General features: G+C 63.0%; 15 protein-coding genes. 8 read left to right on the top strand and 7 right to left on the bottom strand.

From position 1 onward, the window contains the following. Complete coding sequence (locus BB28_RS12520) at positions 1-939, top strand: SDR family oxidoreductase (protein WP_046255783.1); 939 nt, start codon at positions 1-3, stop codon at positions 937-939. A 53-nt stretch (positions 940-992) separates the two neighbouring features. On the opposite strand, the gene BB28_RS25060 is transcribed toward BB28_RS12520, so the two are convergent. Next, on the bottom strand, positions 993-1166 hold the full coding sequence (locus BB28_RS25060) for a hypothetical protein (RefSeq protein ID WP_157889437.1): 174 nt from the start codon (positions 1164-1166) through the stop codon (positions 993-995). A gap of 423 nt (positions 1167-1589) precedes the next feature. Between BB28_RS25060 and BB28_RS25065 the strand changes: the two genes are divergently transcribed. Next, the gene (locus BB28_RS25065; RefSeq protein WP_157889438.1) at positions 1590-1748 is read left to right on the top strand and encodes a hypothetical protein; all 159 of its coding nucleotides are present in this window, start codon (positions 1590-1592) and stop codon (positions 1746-1748) included. A gap of 111 nt (positions 1749-1859) precedes the next feature. Here BB28_RS25065 and BB28_RS12530 read toward each other — a convergent pair whose 3' ends face one another. Beyond that, entirely contained in the window at positions 1860-2348 is a 489-nt protein-coding gene (locus BB28_RS12530; protein ID WP_081252384.1) for an Hsp20/alpha crystallin family protein, read from the bottom strand. Positions 2349-2485: 137 nt separating this feature from the next. Between BB28_RS12530 and BB28_RS12535 the strand changes: the two genes are divergently transcribed. Beyond that, positions 2486-2809 carry a MerR family transcriptional regulator gene (locus BB28_RS12535; RefSeq protein WP_412458098.1) on the top strand — a complete coding sequence of 108 codons (324 nt, stop codon included), beginning with the start codon at positions 2486-2488 and terminating at the stop codon, positions 2807-2809. 289 nt (positions 2810-3098) lie between these two features. On the opposite strand, the gene mhpA is transcribed toward BB28_RS12535, so the two are convergent. From mhpA to BB28_RS12550, 3 genes are all read right to left on the bottom strand, one after another. Then, positions 3099-4625 carry a bifunctional 3-(3-hydroxy-phenyl)propionate/3-hydroxycinnamic acid hydroxylase MhpA gene (gene mhpA / locus BB28_RS12540; RefSeq protein ID WP_081252385.1) on the bottom strand — a complete coding sequence of 509 codons (1527 nt, stop codon included), beginning with the start codon at positions 4623-4625 and terminating at the stop codon, positions 3099-3101. Positions 4626-4737: 112 nt separating this feature from the next. After that, positions 4738-5676 carry a fumarylacetoacetate hydrolase family protein gene (locus tag BB28_RS12545; protein ID WP_046253713.1) on the bottom strand — a complete coding sequence of 313 codons (939 nt, stop codon included), beginning with the start codon at positions 5674-5676 and terminating at the stop codon, positions 4738-4740. Then, a complete protein-coding gene (locus BB28_RS12550) occupies positions 5673-6803 on the bottom strand; it encodes a VOC family protein (protein WP_046253714.1) in 1131 nt (376 codons plus the stop codon). The genes BB28_RS12545 and BB28_RS12550 overlap by 4 nt, the downstream gene beginning before the upstream one ends. A 104-nt stretch (positions 6804-6907) precedes the next feature. Here BB28_RS12550 and BB28_RS12555 point away from each other — a divergent pair, with 104 nt between their 5' ends. Next, positions 6908-7549 (top strand): TetR/AcrR family transcriptional regulator, encoded by a 642-nt coding sequence (locus tag BB28_RS12555; RefSeq protein WP_046253715.1) that lies wholly within the window; start codon positions 6908-6910, stop codon positions 7547-7549. Positions 7550-7902: 353 nt separating this feature from the next. Here the strand turns inward: BB28_RS12555 and BB28_RS12560 are convergent, their stop codons facing one another. Next, positions 7903-8454 carry a YaeQ family protein gene (locus BB28_RS12560; protein ID WP_046253716.1) on the bottom strand — a complete coding sequence of 184 codons (552 nt, stop codon included), beginning with the start codon at positions 8452-8454 and terminating at the stop codon, positions 7903-7905. A gap of 197 nt (positions 8455-8651) precedes the next feature. On the opposite strand from BB28_RS12560, the gene BB28_RS12565 reads away from it, so the two are divergent. After that, positions 8652-8900, top strand: coding sequence for a DUF3297 family protein (locus tag BB28_RS12565; RefSeq protein ID WP_005058085.1), 249 nt, complete (start codon positions 8652-8654; stop codon positions 8898-8900). Between the two features lie 182 nt (positions 8901-9082). On the opposite strand, the gene BB28_RS12570 is transcribed toward BB28_RS12565, so the two are convergent. After that, a complete protein-coding gene (locus BB28_RS12570; RefSeq protein ID WP_046253717.1) occupies positions 9083-9835 on the bottom strand; it encodes a hypothetical protein in 753 nt (250 codons plus the stop codon). 911 nt (positions 9836-10746) lie between these two features. Between BB28_RS12570 and BB28_RS12575 the strand changes: the two genes are divergently transcribed. The 3 genes from BB28_RS12575 (at position 10747) to BB28_RS12585 (ending at position 14591) form a co-directional block, all read left to right on the top strand. Further along, a complete protein-coding gene (locus tag BB28_RS12575) occupies positions 10747-11487 on the top strand; it encodes a TnsA-like heteromeric transposase endonuclease subunit (protein WP_046253718.1) in 741 nt (246 codons plus the stop codon). A gap of 126 nt (positions 11488-11613) precedes the next feature. After that, complete coding sequence (locus BB28_RS12580) at positions 11614-13575, top strand: Mu transposase C-terminal domain-containing protein (RefSeq protein ID WP_046255786.1); 1962 nt, start codon at positions 11614-11616, stop codon at positions 13573-13575. After that, the gene (locus BB28_RS12585; RefSeq protein ID WP_046253719.1) at positions 13563-14591 is read left to right on the top strand and encodes a TniB family NTP-binding protein; all 1029 of its coding nucleotides are present in this window, start codon (positions 13563-13565) and stop codon (positions 14589-14591) included. Before BB28_RS12580 ends, BB28_RS12585 begins: the two co-directional genes overlap by 13 nt. Positions 14592-14811: the final 220 nt, after the last annotated feature.

Genomic DNA, 14811 nt, shown 5'->3' on the forward strand with positions numbered 1-14811 from the left:
ATGACACGCACGAAGTACGACATCAAGATTCCTGACTTATCCGGCAGGCGAGCAGTGGTGACCGGGGCGAGCGACGGTATCGGGTTCGGGATCGCCTCGGCGCTGGCTGGCGCTGGCGCCGAAGTGATCATGCCGGTACGAAATCCCCGCAAAGGGGAGGCAGCAGTCGCCGCCATCCGTGATCAACATTGGCATGCGAAGCTGTCGCTGGAGGCATTGGATTTGTCCTCACTGTCCTCGGTGGCGGCGTTTGGGGACAGGATGCGCGCGGACGGGGCACCGATCCACCTGCTCATCAACAACGCAGGCGTCATGACACCACCGGATCGGCAAACCACCGCCGATGGGTTCGAGATCCAGTTCGGTACGAACCATCTGGGCCACGTTGCGCTCACCGCTCATCTTCTTCCATTGTTGAAGGCGGGACACGCACACGTGACGTCGCAGACGAGCGTCGCAGCGCGCAGCGGCGCGATCAACTGGGATGACTTGAACTGGGAGCGCAGCTACGACGGCATGCGCGCCTATCGTCAATCCAAGATCGCGTTCGGCCTGTTCGGGCTTGAACTAAGCCGACGCAGCCATACCGGAGGGTGGGGCATCACCAGCAATATCTCGCATCCCGGTGTCGCCCCAACCAGCCTGTTAGCCGCGCGCCCGGAGATTGACAGGCCCGATGACACCGCCGGTGTGCGAATTATCCGCTGGCTATCAGAGCGAGGGCTCGTGGTCGGGACAGTGGAAAGCGCCAAACTGCCGGCGCTGTTGGCGTCTACGTCGCCTCAGGCCCAAAACGGTGGGTTCTACGGCCCCCAGTGGCCAGGTAATGTCGGCGGACCTGCAGGCGCACAGAAACTTTGGAAGCCGCTGCGCGACAACGAGAGTGCATCACGGATCTGGACAGTGTCTGAGGAACTCACCGGACTCACATTCACCTGAGACTGCTTGACGTAACGGTTCACCAGGCCCGTCGTAGGTGTGAGCGCTGCCGTCTAACAACCGTTCGCATACGGCTCGTCAGCTGCTGCAATATGTCGATGGGCGGTATGGGGGTATTCGTCGTCGGGTAGCACCACGGCGTGGTGTTGTTCGGACCAGTCGGTCAGGTCTGCTTCCACGATGAGGACGCGGGTGTTGCCGGTGGGTATGTTGTCGTGTTTGAGCATGGTTCGGCCTCTCGTGTGTCGGGAGGATGACAACAATGCGGTCGTTGGGTGACGATTGCAGGACTTTAAGTTTGTGGTGGCGGGGCCGCCCCAGCCATGGGAAGTGTTGCCTAGGTTAGGCGTTGGCGCGCTTGATGCATGGGCGCCGAGGGCGTGGTCCAGATGGCGGGCGGCCCGGCCGCCGCGGTTGTGATGCCACCACCTCGCTTTCACGTGTCAGTCAATACGGTCGTCGGGTCTCAAGGGTGCTTCAGCTGACGCGGAGGGCTGCGTTGTGTCGGGTCGATCCGCTGGACCGGTTCGCTATGCGCGGCCTGTCGATGAGGGTAAGACCGACCAGCGCGCCGGGGCCCATACAGGGCACACCCAACCGCTGGTGGCGCCGGCCGCTGGCAGACAGGGGCGGGCGCAGCGGACTCGAAGATGGCATCGATTTCGTCGATTAGCGCCAGCACCACCGGCGGGTCGTCCACGGTCAGGGACGTGGCCAGGGTGTACGGCTCGATGGAACTGCGCGCTGCCATTGTGGTGCACTGCGTCATCGCTATCTCCTTCCGCTGTCAGCATCGGACCGGCCAATGAGGATCCCAGAGCGCACAGCCGCCGTTGGCGCGGCGCCCGGGGGAGTGACCGGGCAAGCGAAGCGAGCTGCCCGGTCACCCCGGGACACCCTTCAGGGCGACCACTCCCAGATCAGGCGCTGACCGGTTCTTTGGCGGCAGCGTTGCCGTGCACCTGCTCGCCGTCCTCGGTGATCACCTTGTTGTCATCGATCGCCCTGGCGGATTCGCGCCGGTCGACGGTGATCTTGCGGGGCTTGGCCTTCTCTGCCACAGGGATTACCAGCCGTAGTACCCCGTCACGGTAGTCGGCGGTGATCCGGCCGGTGTCCAGGTTGTTGCCCAGCACAAGCTGGCGAGAAAACACGCCACGGGGCCGCTCGGCGGCGAGCATTTCACGGGACGAATCCACTGGAGCGCGGTTGGCGCGCACTGTCACGACATTGTTCTCGATATCCAGATCCAGCGAATCTGCCGCGATGCCCGGCAAGTCGAACTCCACGTGGAACTCGTCCCCGTCGCGCCACGCATCCATCAGCATCGTCGCTGGCCGGGCCGCCGTGCCCGGCACCTGCTGGGTGAGACGGTCCAACTCCCGGAATGGGTCTGTACGCAGCAGCATGGTAGCCACCTCCATCTGTCCTTTCTCCTGTGCCATCTGTGCGTTCCCAACTGGCTTATCTATGCCAGTTGGTATAGATTCTATTTAGCACTCACCAACGTTGAGTGCAAGTAGGGAAACGGAAAAATTTGAACGTGATCGACGACGGTGCGTCCTCGCTGGGCTCAACCCCCGGCTATAGGCTTCCCGCATCGGCCCGAGGGGTATATGGGATCACGGTGGCTGCCGAATTATCTGGGGCGCCAACACAATCGCTGCGCTTGTGGGAACGCCACGGCCTGCTTGCCCCGGCGCGAACCGACGGAGGCACCCGCCGTTACAGCACCGACGATCTGGCGCGTATCGAACGCATCGTCATCCTGGTCGCTGCCGGGGTCAACATCGCCGGCATTGGCCGCATCCTGGATCTGGAAGACGCTAACCATGCATTACGACTACGTATTGACGCGAACGACAGTTAGGCACGCCTTCTGGATGGAAGTGGAAAGGCTGTGCAACAACTAGCAGTCGTCGGCGGCACGGCCGGGAGAGCTGCTGCGGGGGTCGGGGTAATCGCTAACCTGGCAGTCCATTTCGCTATGCGCATCTTGTTCGCCGCCTCAGATACCAATCCTTCGGGGCCATCTATGTGTTGGTGCCCGCGCCTACCGGGGCCATGGTCACCGGCAGTGCCGGAAGCGGCGGCCACGAGCGCCGCGTTGGCGTTGATGGCGGTACGGCTTTTCGTGGGGCCCTCTGGTACATAGATGGCTAGTTGTTTTGGGTGAAATATGTTGTAGCAAAAGCTATTTCATTGGGGCAACGGCTCGTTTTCATGACGGTGCGGTCGGGCCGAATGAGGGCTGCGCGGGCACCGCCGCGGCGCAGCCATCGGTCGAGCTCGGATCCGCGAGGTTCGACGATGGTGATGGCGCCGCGCCGATGCAGTTGTGTTCGCTGATCAGCGTCGACGGTTTCGGAGGTGGCGAGCGCGAACCTGTTGCCTAGGACGGTGTCGATCCGGTGGCCCTGGGTGAGAACGAGATTGGGGATCTGTGTGCCCGCCAGTTGCCGTCGGCGGCGAGCCTTGATCACGAGTGCAGACCGTGTGAGGGGTGGGGTGCCTGAGTGCTGTATCCGCGACCGTAGCCCCGGGATGTGCCGCAGGCGTGGAGCAAGCAGGTCCCGTATCGCGGTGGCTGCAGTGCCGCGGGCGGTCATAGCCGCTCCGACAGTCAGGGCGAGGGCGATCATTTTCCAGGCGTGGGGTTTTCGTTCTTGTTGGTAGGTGTCCAACATGTCTGCAGGCAGCTGGCCGGTGAGTACTCCGGCCAGTTTCCAGGTGAGGTTCGCCGCATCTCTGAGTCCAGCGCCCATGCCTTGTCCCACGAACGGCGGTGTCAGGTGGGCGGCATCGCCGAGAATGAACACGTTGCGGTCACGCCAATGGTTGGCGACATGGGCGCGGAAGGTGTATTCAGTGACCCGAACCAGGTTCAGCTCGCCGGTCGAGGTCGCGCCCGTCCAGGCAGCGATCAGCGGCTGCAGTTTCTCGACGGTGTCGTAATCTGCTACGGCCTCGTCGTGGTGCAGTTTGAATTCCCAGCGGTAGCGGCGTGCCCCGATCCGCATGAATGTGGTCGGTCGGTATGGGTCGCACAGGTGATGCACGCCGTCCCAGTGGCCTAGGTCGGCTTCGGTGGTGAGGTCGGCCACGAGCCATCGTTGCGCGAATCGGCGCGCCGTCATGCTGGCGCCGATCGTGGTCCTGACCACGCTGTTGGCGCCGTCGCAGCCGAGCACGTAGGTTGCTGTGACCGTGTGCTCGTCGCCGCTGTCACGGTCAGTGAACGTAACCTGCACCTGACTGGCGCTGATATGTGCGATGGCCGTGACTTCCACGCCGCCGCGTAACGTGACCTGAGGATAGTTGGTGAGGTTGGCGCGCAGCAGCTGCTCTAGTTCGGGCTGGTCGAACATGTTGGCTTGCGGGTATCCATGTACACCGATCGGGGCGCGCGCGATCTGGGCCAGCACCTGCCTGCGGTGACCGAGCAGCCGCATGCCGGCACCGGGTCGGGAGATGGCGGCGAACTGCTCGGCGACGCCCAGCTGAGCGAGAATGCGGTAGACCTCGTCGTCCAGATGCACTGCGCGCGGTTGCGGGTACACCGTGGCCCACCGGTCAAGAAGCAGACACTGCACGCCGTGCTGAGCCAACAGCGTCGCGGCGGTGACACCGGTTGGGCCCGCGCCGACGATGACAACCGGAAATGACGGCTGCGCCGAGGCGTTCACGACGGGCATCGGATCTGCGCGGCGACCGCCGGATGTGATAGCAGCGCATCTTCGGTGGTGGCTGGATCGATGTTGTGGCCGCCGCGAATGATCAGGTCCTCGGTTCCGGTCGTCACGAGAACCTCACCGTGTTGCGCTGGGTTCCCAGGCAGATGCTGCCGTCATCGGTGGCCACCGAGGTCTCCACCACGTCGCCGTCCCGCAGGTACTTGAGATTTTTGCCTTGAGAGGCAAAGAACAGGCGCCATTTGAGTGCGGGCGGCAGCAGCGCACCGATCTTCTCGATCGGTTTGGGTGGGGCGCTTAGTGCGGTACCGATCGGTGTGCCGGTCAACAGCAGATCTCCAGCATCAAGACGTTGGAATCGGGTCAGAGCTTGCAGAGCTTGCAGCGGTGAGAAGATCATGTCGGCGCCGACAAGCATGTTCTGGCGGAGTTGCCCGTTGACCTTTAACTGGAGCCGGAGCTCCTTAAATCGTTGCAATTCGGCAGGATCGATCAGTACCAGTGAGGGGCCAACCGGTGTGAACGATGGATACGACTTGGCTTCGTAGAATTGGGTTTTCGTCAGTTGGACGTCGCGGGCCGACACATCATTGGTTACCACCCAGGCCGCGATGTAGTCCGCGAGGTTCTCCTCGCTGACCTCGGTGCCGACGGGAAGCTCGCGTCCGATGACTACGCCGATCTCCACTTCGTAGTCCAGGAACTGCACGTGGACGGGTTTGACGATGTCATCGAAAGGTCCGCTGATCGAGCCGGAGGACTTGCGAAAAAAGGTCAGCGGGATGGTCTTTGGGTCCATACCGGCGTCTTTGACATGCGAGGCGAAGTTGGTCATCTGGGCGACCACCCGGCAGGGTGCGGTCACGGGGGAGAGCAGATCGAGGCCGTCGACAGGCACCGTGGTGATATCTGAGGCGGCGGCTTCGATGGCGGCGCGGTCGGCGAGCAGTGCGCCGGTCGTGGTCGCGTTGGTGGCGATCTTTGCGGCACCGGTGGCGGTGTGCGCCCACCAGGCGTCGGCGGTGCGCAGAACGGAGATGGTCATGAGTTCGCTACTTTCAGCAGGCCGATGAGGCGGTTGATATCGAGTTCGTTGTCGCCTCGCAGGGCTGCGAAGATCGACTGTGCTTCGTGCGGTAGGGATTTCGGATTGGTGCCGAGGAAGTCCTTGCTGGCCGGTGGTCCCCATTGGGCCAGGCCCGAGGCAGTGAAAGGTGCCCAACCCGGTTGCAGGGTCGAGTCGAAAAGGTCCCCATCGGTGAAGTGCTCGACCATGAAGCCATCAGGGTCGCGCCAGTAGTCGAAGAGCTGACTACCCTGGATGTGGCGCCCGATTCCCCAGGACCGGAAATAGCCTTGCTCCGTGAGATATTCGCCGCCGGCGGCCAGCGCATCGAGATCGCATACCTGATAGGCCGAGTGCACATAGCGGTTCTGTGGTCCGAGGGCCAGCGCCAGGGTGTGGTGATCGGCGGGGATCGACCCTCTGTCGCATCGGATGAAGCTCATGGTGGGCCCACGGCCGCGTTGTCCTGGGAAGTACAGGAAGTCGCTGACGATCATGCCGAGGGTGTCGAGATACCAGTTCAGCGTCTCGAGGTACTTCGTCGACTGCATGACGAGGTGGCCGAGCCGTTGCACTGTGGTGGGTTCCCGACGCGGGCGCTGGGTGGCATTGATCCGGTGAACCTCGTGTCCCATGTTGTAGCGGTGCGGAGGCTGAGACGGGAACGCGTCGAGGGAGTGCATTCCAGCCACCACGTGCACCGGCACACCGCTTGGGTCGACCAGATCGACCGCCTTGCCGCCGATGGTTGTCGGCAGTGGCCTGGTCCGTGCGCCGGTCGCGGTGGACAGTCGCAACAGGTCCGCTTTGTCGGCAGCGGCGAACGCGACCCCGAGGAACCTGCTCCGGTTTCCGCGGTGCACGATCACGCACGGCGCCGTCGAATCGCTGCCACGCAGATGCAGTTCCTCGTCGGTTCGTAGCGAGGTGTCGAAACCGAAGGCGCCGGCGAACGCCTCGGCCCGTTGAAGGTCTGGTTTCTCGAATTCGAGCCAGGCGATATCGGCCACCTTGATTACGGGGTTGCGCGAGCGCCCGCAATGCTCGCCTTTGAGGGCTCCCTGCGCGCTGTGGAGCTCGTTGTGTGCGCCGAACAGCTCGGTCATCCGCACCCCTTTCATACTGACGAAATCGTCACATCCGACGTGATACTCAGTCAAGAGGTTCTGATGAAATCATCAAAACTGATTGATGCTGCTATTCTGGGCTGGTGAGTGCACCGCTAGACGAGCCGGTTAACCGCCTGGAACGGCGGAAACAACGCACCCGCGCAGCGCTGATCCAGGCGGCGCAGGCGCTGATCGCCGCGGGCAAGCTCAACGTGCCGGTCCTGGAAATCACGCAGGCGGCAGACGTCGGAATGGGTTCGTTCTACAACCACTTCGACAGCAAGGACGCGCTGTTCGAGGCCGCTGTGGCCGATGTGCTTGACAGCCACGGCGCACTGCTCGATCAACTCACCGCGTCGATTGACGACCCGGCCGAAGCATTTGCCTGCAGCTTTCGGCTCACCGGCCGACTGTTTCGGCGCCGCCCGCAGGAGAGTCAAATCCTGCTCGCCAGTGGCCTCAGCCTCATGGGTTCAGACCGGGGCCTGGGTCCACGCGCATTGCGGGACATCGCCGCCGCGGTCGCTGCCGGCCGATTCACCGTTAACGATCCCAAGTTGGCCATGGCCGTCGCTGCAGGGGCGCTCCTCGGGCTTGGCAAGCTCTTACAGCAAGAGCCCGAACGCGATGATGCGGTGGCGGCAGATCGGGTCGCCGAAGACGTACTACGACTGTTCGGATTGTCCGCCGAGGAGGCGCGTCAGATCTGTAAGCGGCCGCTTCCCAACCTTGACTTCGCTTAGCCAGATCACTCAAGCAGCCGAGCGCCTGTACGGGCGACTTGTACGGGTACGGCCTGTGCCGGCGAACTTGTGCTTAGCAGAACTCCCACGAATGCGCCCGGCACTGTGACAAAACGACCGTGCGGGTCGAATCCATTCTCGGCAGTAGGGAAGTGGCCACGACCTGCCGACGACTTCCAGGATCGGATAAGCCGAATCCAGGACAAGGGCCCAGACACGGGCAGTCTTGCCGCCGCGCGTCGAGCTCGCAGGCGGCGACCGGCCCGGCCCGGCCCGGCCCGGACGATGATGATGATGATGACATCAGCATCCGTGACGCTAACGCCATCGACTAGCACCTCGGGCTCAAACGTTCACTCCAATGGCTCGGGCGTGAAGGTGACGTCGACCCCGCTTACAGTCATCGTCACCTGACCTTCGATCACCATCACCTGCGCCGAGACCCGTCGATCGACAGTCTGGGCCAGTTGCTGCACCGCTGCATGCGGAATCTGCACTACCGACAGGTTCGACAGCCCCGCCACTTTGGGGCCGACGGTGCGCCACCAGGTGGCCGTGCCGGCGGCGAATGGGAAGAGCAGCACCCGATCGGCCTGGCTGGCCGCCTTGCCCAATGCGCGTTCATCGGGCTGGCCGACGTTGATCCACTCCAGGATCCGGCCGGTGTAGTCGACGAGCCGCAAGTCCGGCACACCAGGAGTGGACAGGCCTGGCCCGAACGCCAACTCCCCGTCGACGTCGCTGAGTCTGTGTGCACGAAGCCCAAAAGCCAACAACCGCACCACCATCCGCTCATCGGTCTCACTGGGATGACGGGCCACGGTCAGCGAGTGATCGGCGTAGTAACCGTGATCGACATCGGAGACGCCAAGTTCGACTTTGAAGACTGTTGCAGAAAGGGCCACGTCATAGTGTCCCCCCAAGTGGCGCCCACTGAGCAGTCGGGCCGCATTCAGTTCCTCCCGATACGAACGTGCGGAATTCATCAGAAGCGGCAGGGGAGAGCGGCCCTCCTAGACCTACGCGCAACCCACTACGGCAGGGTCGCGTAGATTCTTCGAGAACAATCCGAGCACCAACGCAGCATTCAACGAAGGCCATCATGTCCGAGGATCAGAACACAGACGTTCCACCCAATCACCTCTCCATCGATCCGCGTAGCGCCTTTTATAGCGAAGAGGTGCTTCGCCGCGACGTGGGTATTCGCTTTAATGGCGTCGAGAAAACCAATGTTCACGAATACAACGTGGCCGAGGGTTGGGTGCGTGTTGAAGTCCCCACCGCGAAGGATCGCCGCGGAAATCCGATGGTCGTCAAGCTCAGTGGCACGGTTGAACCTTTCTTCCGCTGAGCAAAATGCGGACGTCCCCTGGATTTCTATCGAGGCGGCCGGAGCGATTGAGAGCGGGCAACCGGCGAACCAACTCCGGTGGCCAGCCACTTCCGTAACCGGATAAGCCGAAACCAGGACAACGGCCTGGACACGGGCAGAATGGCCTACCGGCGGCGAAATCGCTTAGGACCGGCCCACAATCAGTGCTTAGACGCGTACTCAACCTTGGTGACGATCCACCGGCTCTTCTGGTACTCGAGAGTGGTGGCCCAGGTCCCGTGCGCGGTCTGCGGCGCAGGGTTTCTCGGTGTCGTTACCGACCAGGCGATCTCTGACTCAACGCGGGCGTTGGTACCGGAGCACTCGATCTGCTTGCTGGTCAGCTCGGCGATATGCGAGACGTATCGATCTGCGCCCGGAATCGTGCTGACGGAGCGGAATGCCTGTTCGGACTGTGTGTAAACCTCAGGGGATAGACGCTCCTTGAGCGCGGGCAGGTTCTGATCTGCGAGACCGGTGAACTCGAAGCTCAGGTGGGCAACCTCCGCGGCGGCGGCGACGGTAGTGGCGCAGTGGTTCGAGGCGCGTCGGATCACGAGGTAGGCGGTGGTGCCCACCGCGATCACTAGTACTGCGACAGCTGCGACTACCGCCCGTCGCATCCGGCGGTTCCCGGACGCCGCGGCTGAAGGCGTGGGTGCCGGCAAGGTCGAGGCAGCGTTCTCCGGTTCAGCAGACTGGCCAGACTGTATGCCCCGCAATGCGGGCCCACCGGCAGCCAGCGGTGCAGAGAGTTCTGCCACCAGCGTGCCCAGCTGGCCATCGTCATCGAGATCGATCTGCTGTTTGAAGGCCTGGTCGGCTAATGCCATCACCTGGTCGCGGCTGATGGTTTGCCCTGTCAGCGCGGTGATCCGCTGAGAAAGCTCGTCGAGCCGGTCGTGCACAGTCATGCTCGCCACCCTAATCACTCCATGACCGTCATTGCGGACACCGCGATCCAGTTGAAGGGGCAACCTGTATCGACACGATGCTTGCCGATCAGGCGCTACGACAAAAAGCATTGCGTTACAGGTCCGGTCAGCCACCAACAAAGGGCAGGGGCAGATCGTGCATGCGCTGCAAGACCAGGATATTATCTGACATAATGTGTCTTATCGGCGTTAGATATACGCATGACGCATCACGATAAGGGCCCCATCTGCATCTATCGCGCCGCGGCTCGTGCGATGCCCGGCTCTCGCCCGTGCTCGTCACCGCTTATTGACAACCAAACAGTGTCGGGTTGATCCGATAGACGGCGCATGTGCTGGCGTAGCCGACGGAATGGCGAACCGTCGTCGTCTCTGCATCCAAAACTCCTCGCGCACCGCATGTTTGGGAGTTGAAGTGCGTCTTTCGGACATCCAGCCCCACACCCTCGAAACGTCACTGTGACGATATGTAAGGATTGCCGGGGGCTCCACTGTGCGCAGAGTAACCGGGCCTGATCCGCTGGGTGCTCAATTGGGAATGCTTGATACTCAGCCGGTTCGGGTGGATAGACGACCCATCGGAAAATGGCATCATCACCACAATTCTTCGCGGTCCTCTGTTGCGCAAACAGTATTCGCGGGACAGGGTGGCGCTGCCCTCCCGCCGGTCACTCAGCCCGACACTCATAATCATTACGTCACTGTGACGAAAGTATCATGAATCTGCTTGCCCTGCAACTTGTTTGATTTCTGCCATTCTCAGCCAAACTTAAGCGCTCGCTTGGCATTCTTAGTGTCCGTTCTCGCCGTAGTTGGGGCATTCTCATCGAATCTGGGGTAAGTGCGTGTCTTTCTCATCGAATCTGGGGCACCGGGCTTAGCGTTTATGTGTGCTGACGGCGGCGGTGTCGGCTGGGCAGGTCGTGGCGAGTGCTGTGGACTTGGAGTTCAACACCCGCGAGGGCTTCGTGCGCCAGCGACTGAACCGATGTGCCGCGGCGCAGTTCGAGTTGGAGTGTTCACCAGTGCGGGACTTCCCGTCGTTTCGTGGTCAGCGCAATTATCCAGGCCTGTGGTGGTTCGCCACTACGGGGACTCATGTTGGTTATGAATCGTGGGTTGAACGTGACCAGTTGATGGCACTCGACGCCGATCCAGACGTCATTGGTGTGCTGTCTCAACCGTTTTGGATTCGCTGGCCTGACGGCACCCGGCATGCTCCTGACTACTTCGTGCGTCGACGCGACGGATCTGTTGTCGTGGTCGACGTTCGGGAGGATGATCGGGTCTCTGACGCCGACCGTGAGGTGTTTGATCGATCAGCGGCCACGTGTGGAACCGTGGGCTGGGATTATTGCCGTGTCGGCGCTCTGGACCCGGTGTTGAGGGCGAACTTGCGTTGGCTGTCGGGTTATCGGCATCCACGGGTATTGCGGATGCGTCTGGCTGAGCGCCTGGCCGAGGTCTTCGCCCGGTCGGGTCCGTTGATGGCTGGCGTGCTGGCAGTAGGGACTCCCCTGGTGGTGCTGCCCGTCCTTTACCATCTGATCTGGCATGGCCGTTTGGTTGCCGACTTGTGCGATGCGACGCTGGCTGATGACACGCGGATAGCCCTCGGGACGGGCTGGTGACCTGACGTGAGAACGGGTGTCGTCCGAGTTGGTGACGAAATCCGTTTATCTTCAGGTGTTTTCACCGTCGTGACGTTGTTATCGGGGTCGGCTCGGCTGGTCGACGCAGTCGGTCAGCAGATGGTGATGCCGCTTTCGCAACTGTTGACTGATCCGACCCTGGAGTTGGTGTCGGGCTCGCGGCCGCCGTTGTGTTCGGAGGAAATGCTGGCCGGTATCCCGGAGGGAGCCGTCGAGCAGGCTCGCTGGTGGGAGCGCCACATCGTGGAAGTTCTGACTGGTCGCCAGCCCGGGGCGGCTCCGGGCACGCGACCACGTCCGCAGTTCGACACAGCGAAGCGTTCACTGCGCCAACGGGAGCTGGCCAAGCTTGAGGAGTTGCGTGCCGCCGGCCACAAGGTGAGCCGGAATGCGTTGCAGCGCCGCAGGTTTTCCTATGAGCGTGACGGCTTTCTGGGGGTCGTTGACGGGCGGCACAATCGACACCAGCCAGTGTTCGGTCGGGTCGACGAACGCGTCGTCGCCGCGGTGCGCGACGCCATCGACGGCGAGACCGATCTGTCGACCGGAACGGTGCAGCGTTTGCAACGACAGGTCGCCAAGGCGCTGGTGGTCACCTATGGCGCCGATGATGCGCCCGCGATGCCGTCGCAGCCGACCTTCTATCGGCTGGTCAAACGGCTCGCCGAAGGCCGGCACACCTTCGGGTCGGCACGCACGCGCCGATCGCTGTCCAAGCAGCCCGACGGCCCGTTCGGGGCGATCACCGTGGTGCGGCCCGGTGAGATGGTGGAGATCGATTCCACCCCGTTGGATGTTCGGGTGGTCCTCGATGACGGCCTGGTCGATCGGGTCGAGTTGACCGGGATGGTCGACAATGCGACTCGCTCGATCCCGGCGGCGGTGTTGCGGCCGACGACCAAGGCAGTCGATGCGTCGTTGCTCCTGGCGCGGGCGTTGACGCCCGAGCCAATGCGTCCGGGATGGGCTGATGCGCTGCGGATGTCACGGTCGGTGCTGCCGCACCACAGTATGACCGATGTTGATCAACGTTTGGCCGATGCTGCGGCGCGGCCGGTGATCGCCCCGGAGACGATCGTCTGCGATCACGGCAAAGCGTATCTATCCCAGACGTTTCGGCAAGCGTGCTGCACGTTGGGCATCAATCTGCAGCCGGCCCATCCGGACTGCCCGACGGACAAGCCGAAGATCGAACGCACCCTGCAGTCGGTGGGCACCCTGTTTGCGCAGTACGTCGCGGGGTATGTGGGCTCCTCGGTGGAACGGAGAGGCAAGAACGCCGAGCAGGACGCGGTGTGGTCGATGGTCGAGCTGCAGGCGCTGTTGGACGAATGGATCATCGCGGTGTGGCAGAACCGTCCCCATGACGGGCTGCGGGACCCGGTGACCCCGGGTAAGGCGTTGACTCCCAATGAGAAATACGCAGCGCTGGTCGAGGTGGCCGGCTACGTGCCGGTGCCCTTGGATGCCGACGACTACATCGAGTTGCTTCCGGTGCAGTGGCGCACGATCAACAACTACGGGATCCGGATCAACCACCGCACTTATGACGCCAAGGCGCTCAATCCCTACCGGCGCCAGCATTCCGGCGTCGATGCTCACAACGGGAAGTGGGAGGTGCACTACGACCCCTACGACGTGTCACGGATCTGGGTGCGCAATCACCACGAAGACGGTTGGCTGGCCGCGACGTGGACGCACCTGCGCAGCGCCCCGGTTCCGTTCGGTGAAACGCTGTGGCGCCACGCCCGCACGGTGGCCGACCGCAGGGGCACCCAGAAGGCTCGGGAAGCCGAGATCGCAGCAATCGCCGAGGACTTGATGGATCGGGCCGCAGCCGGGCCTGCAGATCGATCGAAAGCCGAGCGGCGGGTGATCGGGCGGACCAGCGCCGCCAGCGCCGGCCCCACGTGGCCGACCCCACCGCAGTCACCGCAGCGCGCTGCGCCGTCACCGGCGCAGCCTTGCGCCCACGGCGCGTCCATCGACGATGACGATGACATGGCCGAGGTCATACCTCTGCCGGTGTTCGATGCGCGTAAGGAGGCCCACGCATGGCGACTGTGACCGAAATTGCCGCGGTCGGTCAGCTCGAAGATCGCCGCCAGCCAACCACGACGTTGGAAGGCTGGCGGCGATTTGTTGATGCGGACCCGCCGGAATTCACGTTGCTCGACGACGACACGTGGGCCAGCCTCGGCGATGACGAGCGGACGGCCTACAACGAGGCCCGGGTGGCGCATCATTCCGAGTTGGTGGTGGTCACCACCTCCGCGATCGAAGCGATCACCCACCAGGGCCGGCTGCTGACCCTGCTCAATCAGCGTGAGATCGGAGCGCGGCGGGGACTGATCATTTCCGGCGGCGCGGCGACCGGAAAGACCACGGCCATGAAGCAACTGGGCCGGTTTCACGAACTGCGGACCCATGCACGTTTTCCTGGCGACGAGAGCCGTATTCCGGTGGTGTATGTGACGGCGCCGCCGAAAGGGTCACCACGGAAGTTGGCGATGGAATTCGCCCGATTCTTGGGACTGCCACTGCTCAATCCGCGGATGAACGTGACCGACATCTCCGATGCGGTCTGCCAAGTGCTCATCGATGCCCGCACCGACATCGTGGTGGTCGACGAGATCCACAACCTGAACCTGGATACCCGCGCTGGCGAGGAACTGTCCGATCACCTGAAGTACTTCACCGAACATCTGCCGGCGACATTCGTCTACGCCGGGATCGACGTGGAACGCTCCGGGCTGTTCACCGGGACCCGAGGACGGCAGCTCGCCGGTCGCTGCGGAGTCATCCACACCAGCGCGTTCCCCGATGCCAAGGAGTGGCGACAACTCATCGCCGCGATGGAAGGCACCCTGCGACTGCACCGCCACCAGCCAGGAACTCTGATTGCCCAAGCTCGTTACCTACATCGGCGCACCGGCGGCATGATCGGCAGCCTGGCTCACCTGATCCGGGCCTCAGCGATCCAGGCCATGCTCGACGGTACCGAGCACATCACCCGCGACGGGATGGACGCAGTGTTGATCGACTACGCCGCACATACCGCTGCGGCCCGCACCGCCAGCTGACATGGCTGCTACCTGGGCCTGGCCCCGTGGCCCGCGCCAGCGGTTGCCGCGAACAGTCGCACCGTTCGCATATGAGGCCGCAACGTCATATGCCGCAAGGCTGGCCCACGCCAACCGCATCGGAGTGCACACACTGCGGGGCTACGTCGCTGAATCTTGTAACGCTCGCCCGCGGCCCGACTGGTTGGCCGCTGTCAGCGGTCAACCAGTGGACGTCCTC

The sequence above is a fragment of the Mycobacteroides chelonae CCUG 47445 genome (assembly GCF_001632805.1).
Lineage (GTDB): Bacteria > Actinomycetota > Actinomycetes > Mycobacteriales > Mycobacteriaceae > Mycobacterium > Mycobacterium chelonae.

What these genes read in the sequence shown, in the direction of transcription:
- BB28_RS12520 (WP_046255783.1), top strand. Translation starts at nt 1, where the DNA reads ATGACACGCACGAAGTACGACATCAAGATTCCTGACTTATCCGGCAGG.
- BB28_RS25060 (WP_157889437.1), bottom strand. Translation starts at nt 1,166, where the DNA reads ATGCTCAAACACGACAACATACCCACCGGCAACACCCGCGTCCTCATC.
- BB28_RS25065 (WP_157889438.1), top strand. Translation starts at nt 1,590, where the DNA reads ATGGCATCGATTTCGTCGATTAGCGCCAGCACCACCGGCGGGTCGTCC.
- BB28_RS12530 (WP_081252384.1), bottom strand. Translation starts at nt 2,348, where the DNA reads ATGCTGCTGCGTACAGACCCATTCCGGGAGTTGGACCGTCTCACCCAG.
- BB28_RS12545 (WP_046253713.1), bottom strand. Translation starts at nt 5,676, where the DNA reads ATGACCATCTCCGTTCTGCGCACCGCCGACGCCTGGTGGGCGCACACC.
- BB28_RS12550 (WP_046253714.1), bottom strand. Translation starts at nt 6,803, where the DNA reads ATGACCGAGCTGTTCGGCGCACACAACGAGCTCCACAGCGCGCAGGGA.
- BB28_RS12565 (WP_005058085.1), top strand. Translation starts at nt 8,652, where the DNA reads ATGTCCGAGGATCAGAACACAGACGTTCCACCCAATCACCTCTCCATC.
- BB28_RS12570 (WP_046253717.1), bottom strand. Translation starts at nt 9,835, where the DNA reads ATGACTGTGCACGACCGGCTCGACGAGCTTTCTCAGCGGATCACCGCG.
- BB28_RS12580 (WP_046255786.1), top strand. Translation starts at nt 11,614, where the DNA reads ATGCCGCTTTCGCAACTGTTGACTGATCCGACCCTGGAGTTGGTGTCG.
- BB28_RS12585 (WP_046253719.1), top strand. Translation starts at nt 13,563, where the DNA reads ATGGCGACTGTGACCGAAATTGCCGCGGTCGGTCAGCTCGAAGATCGC.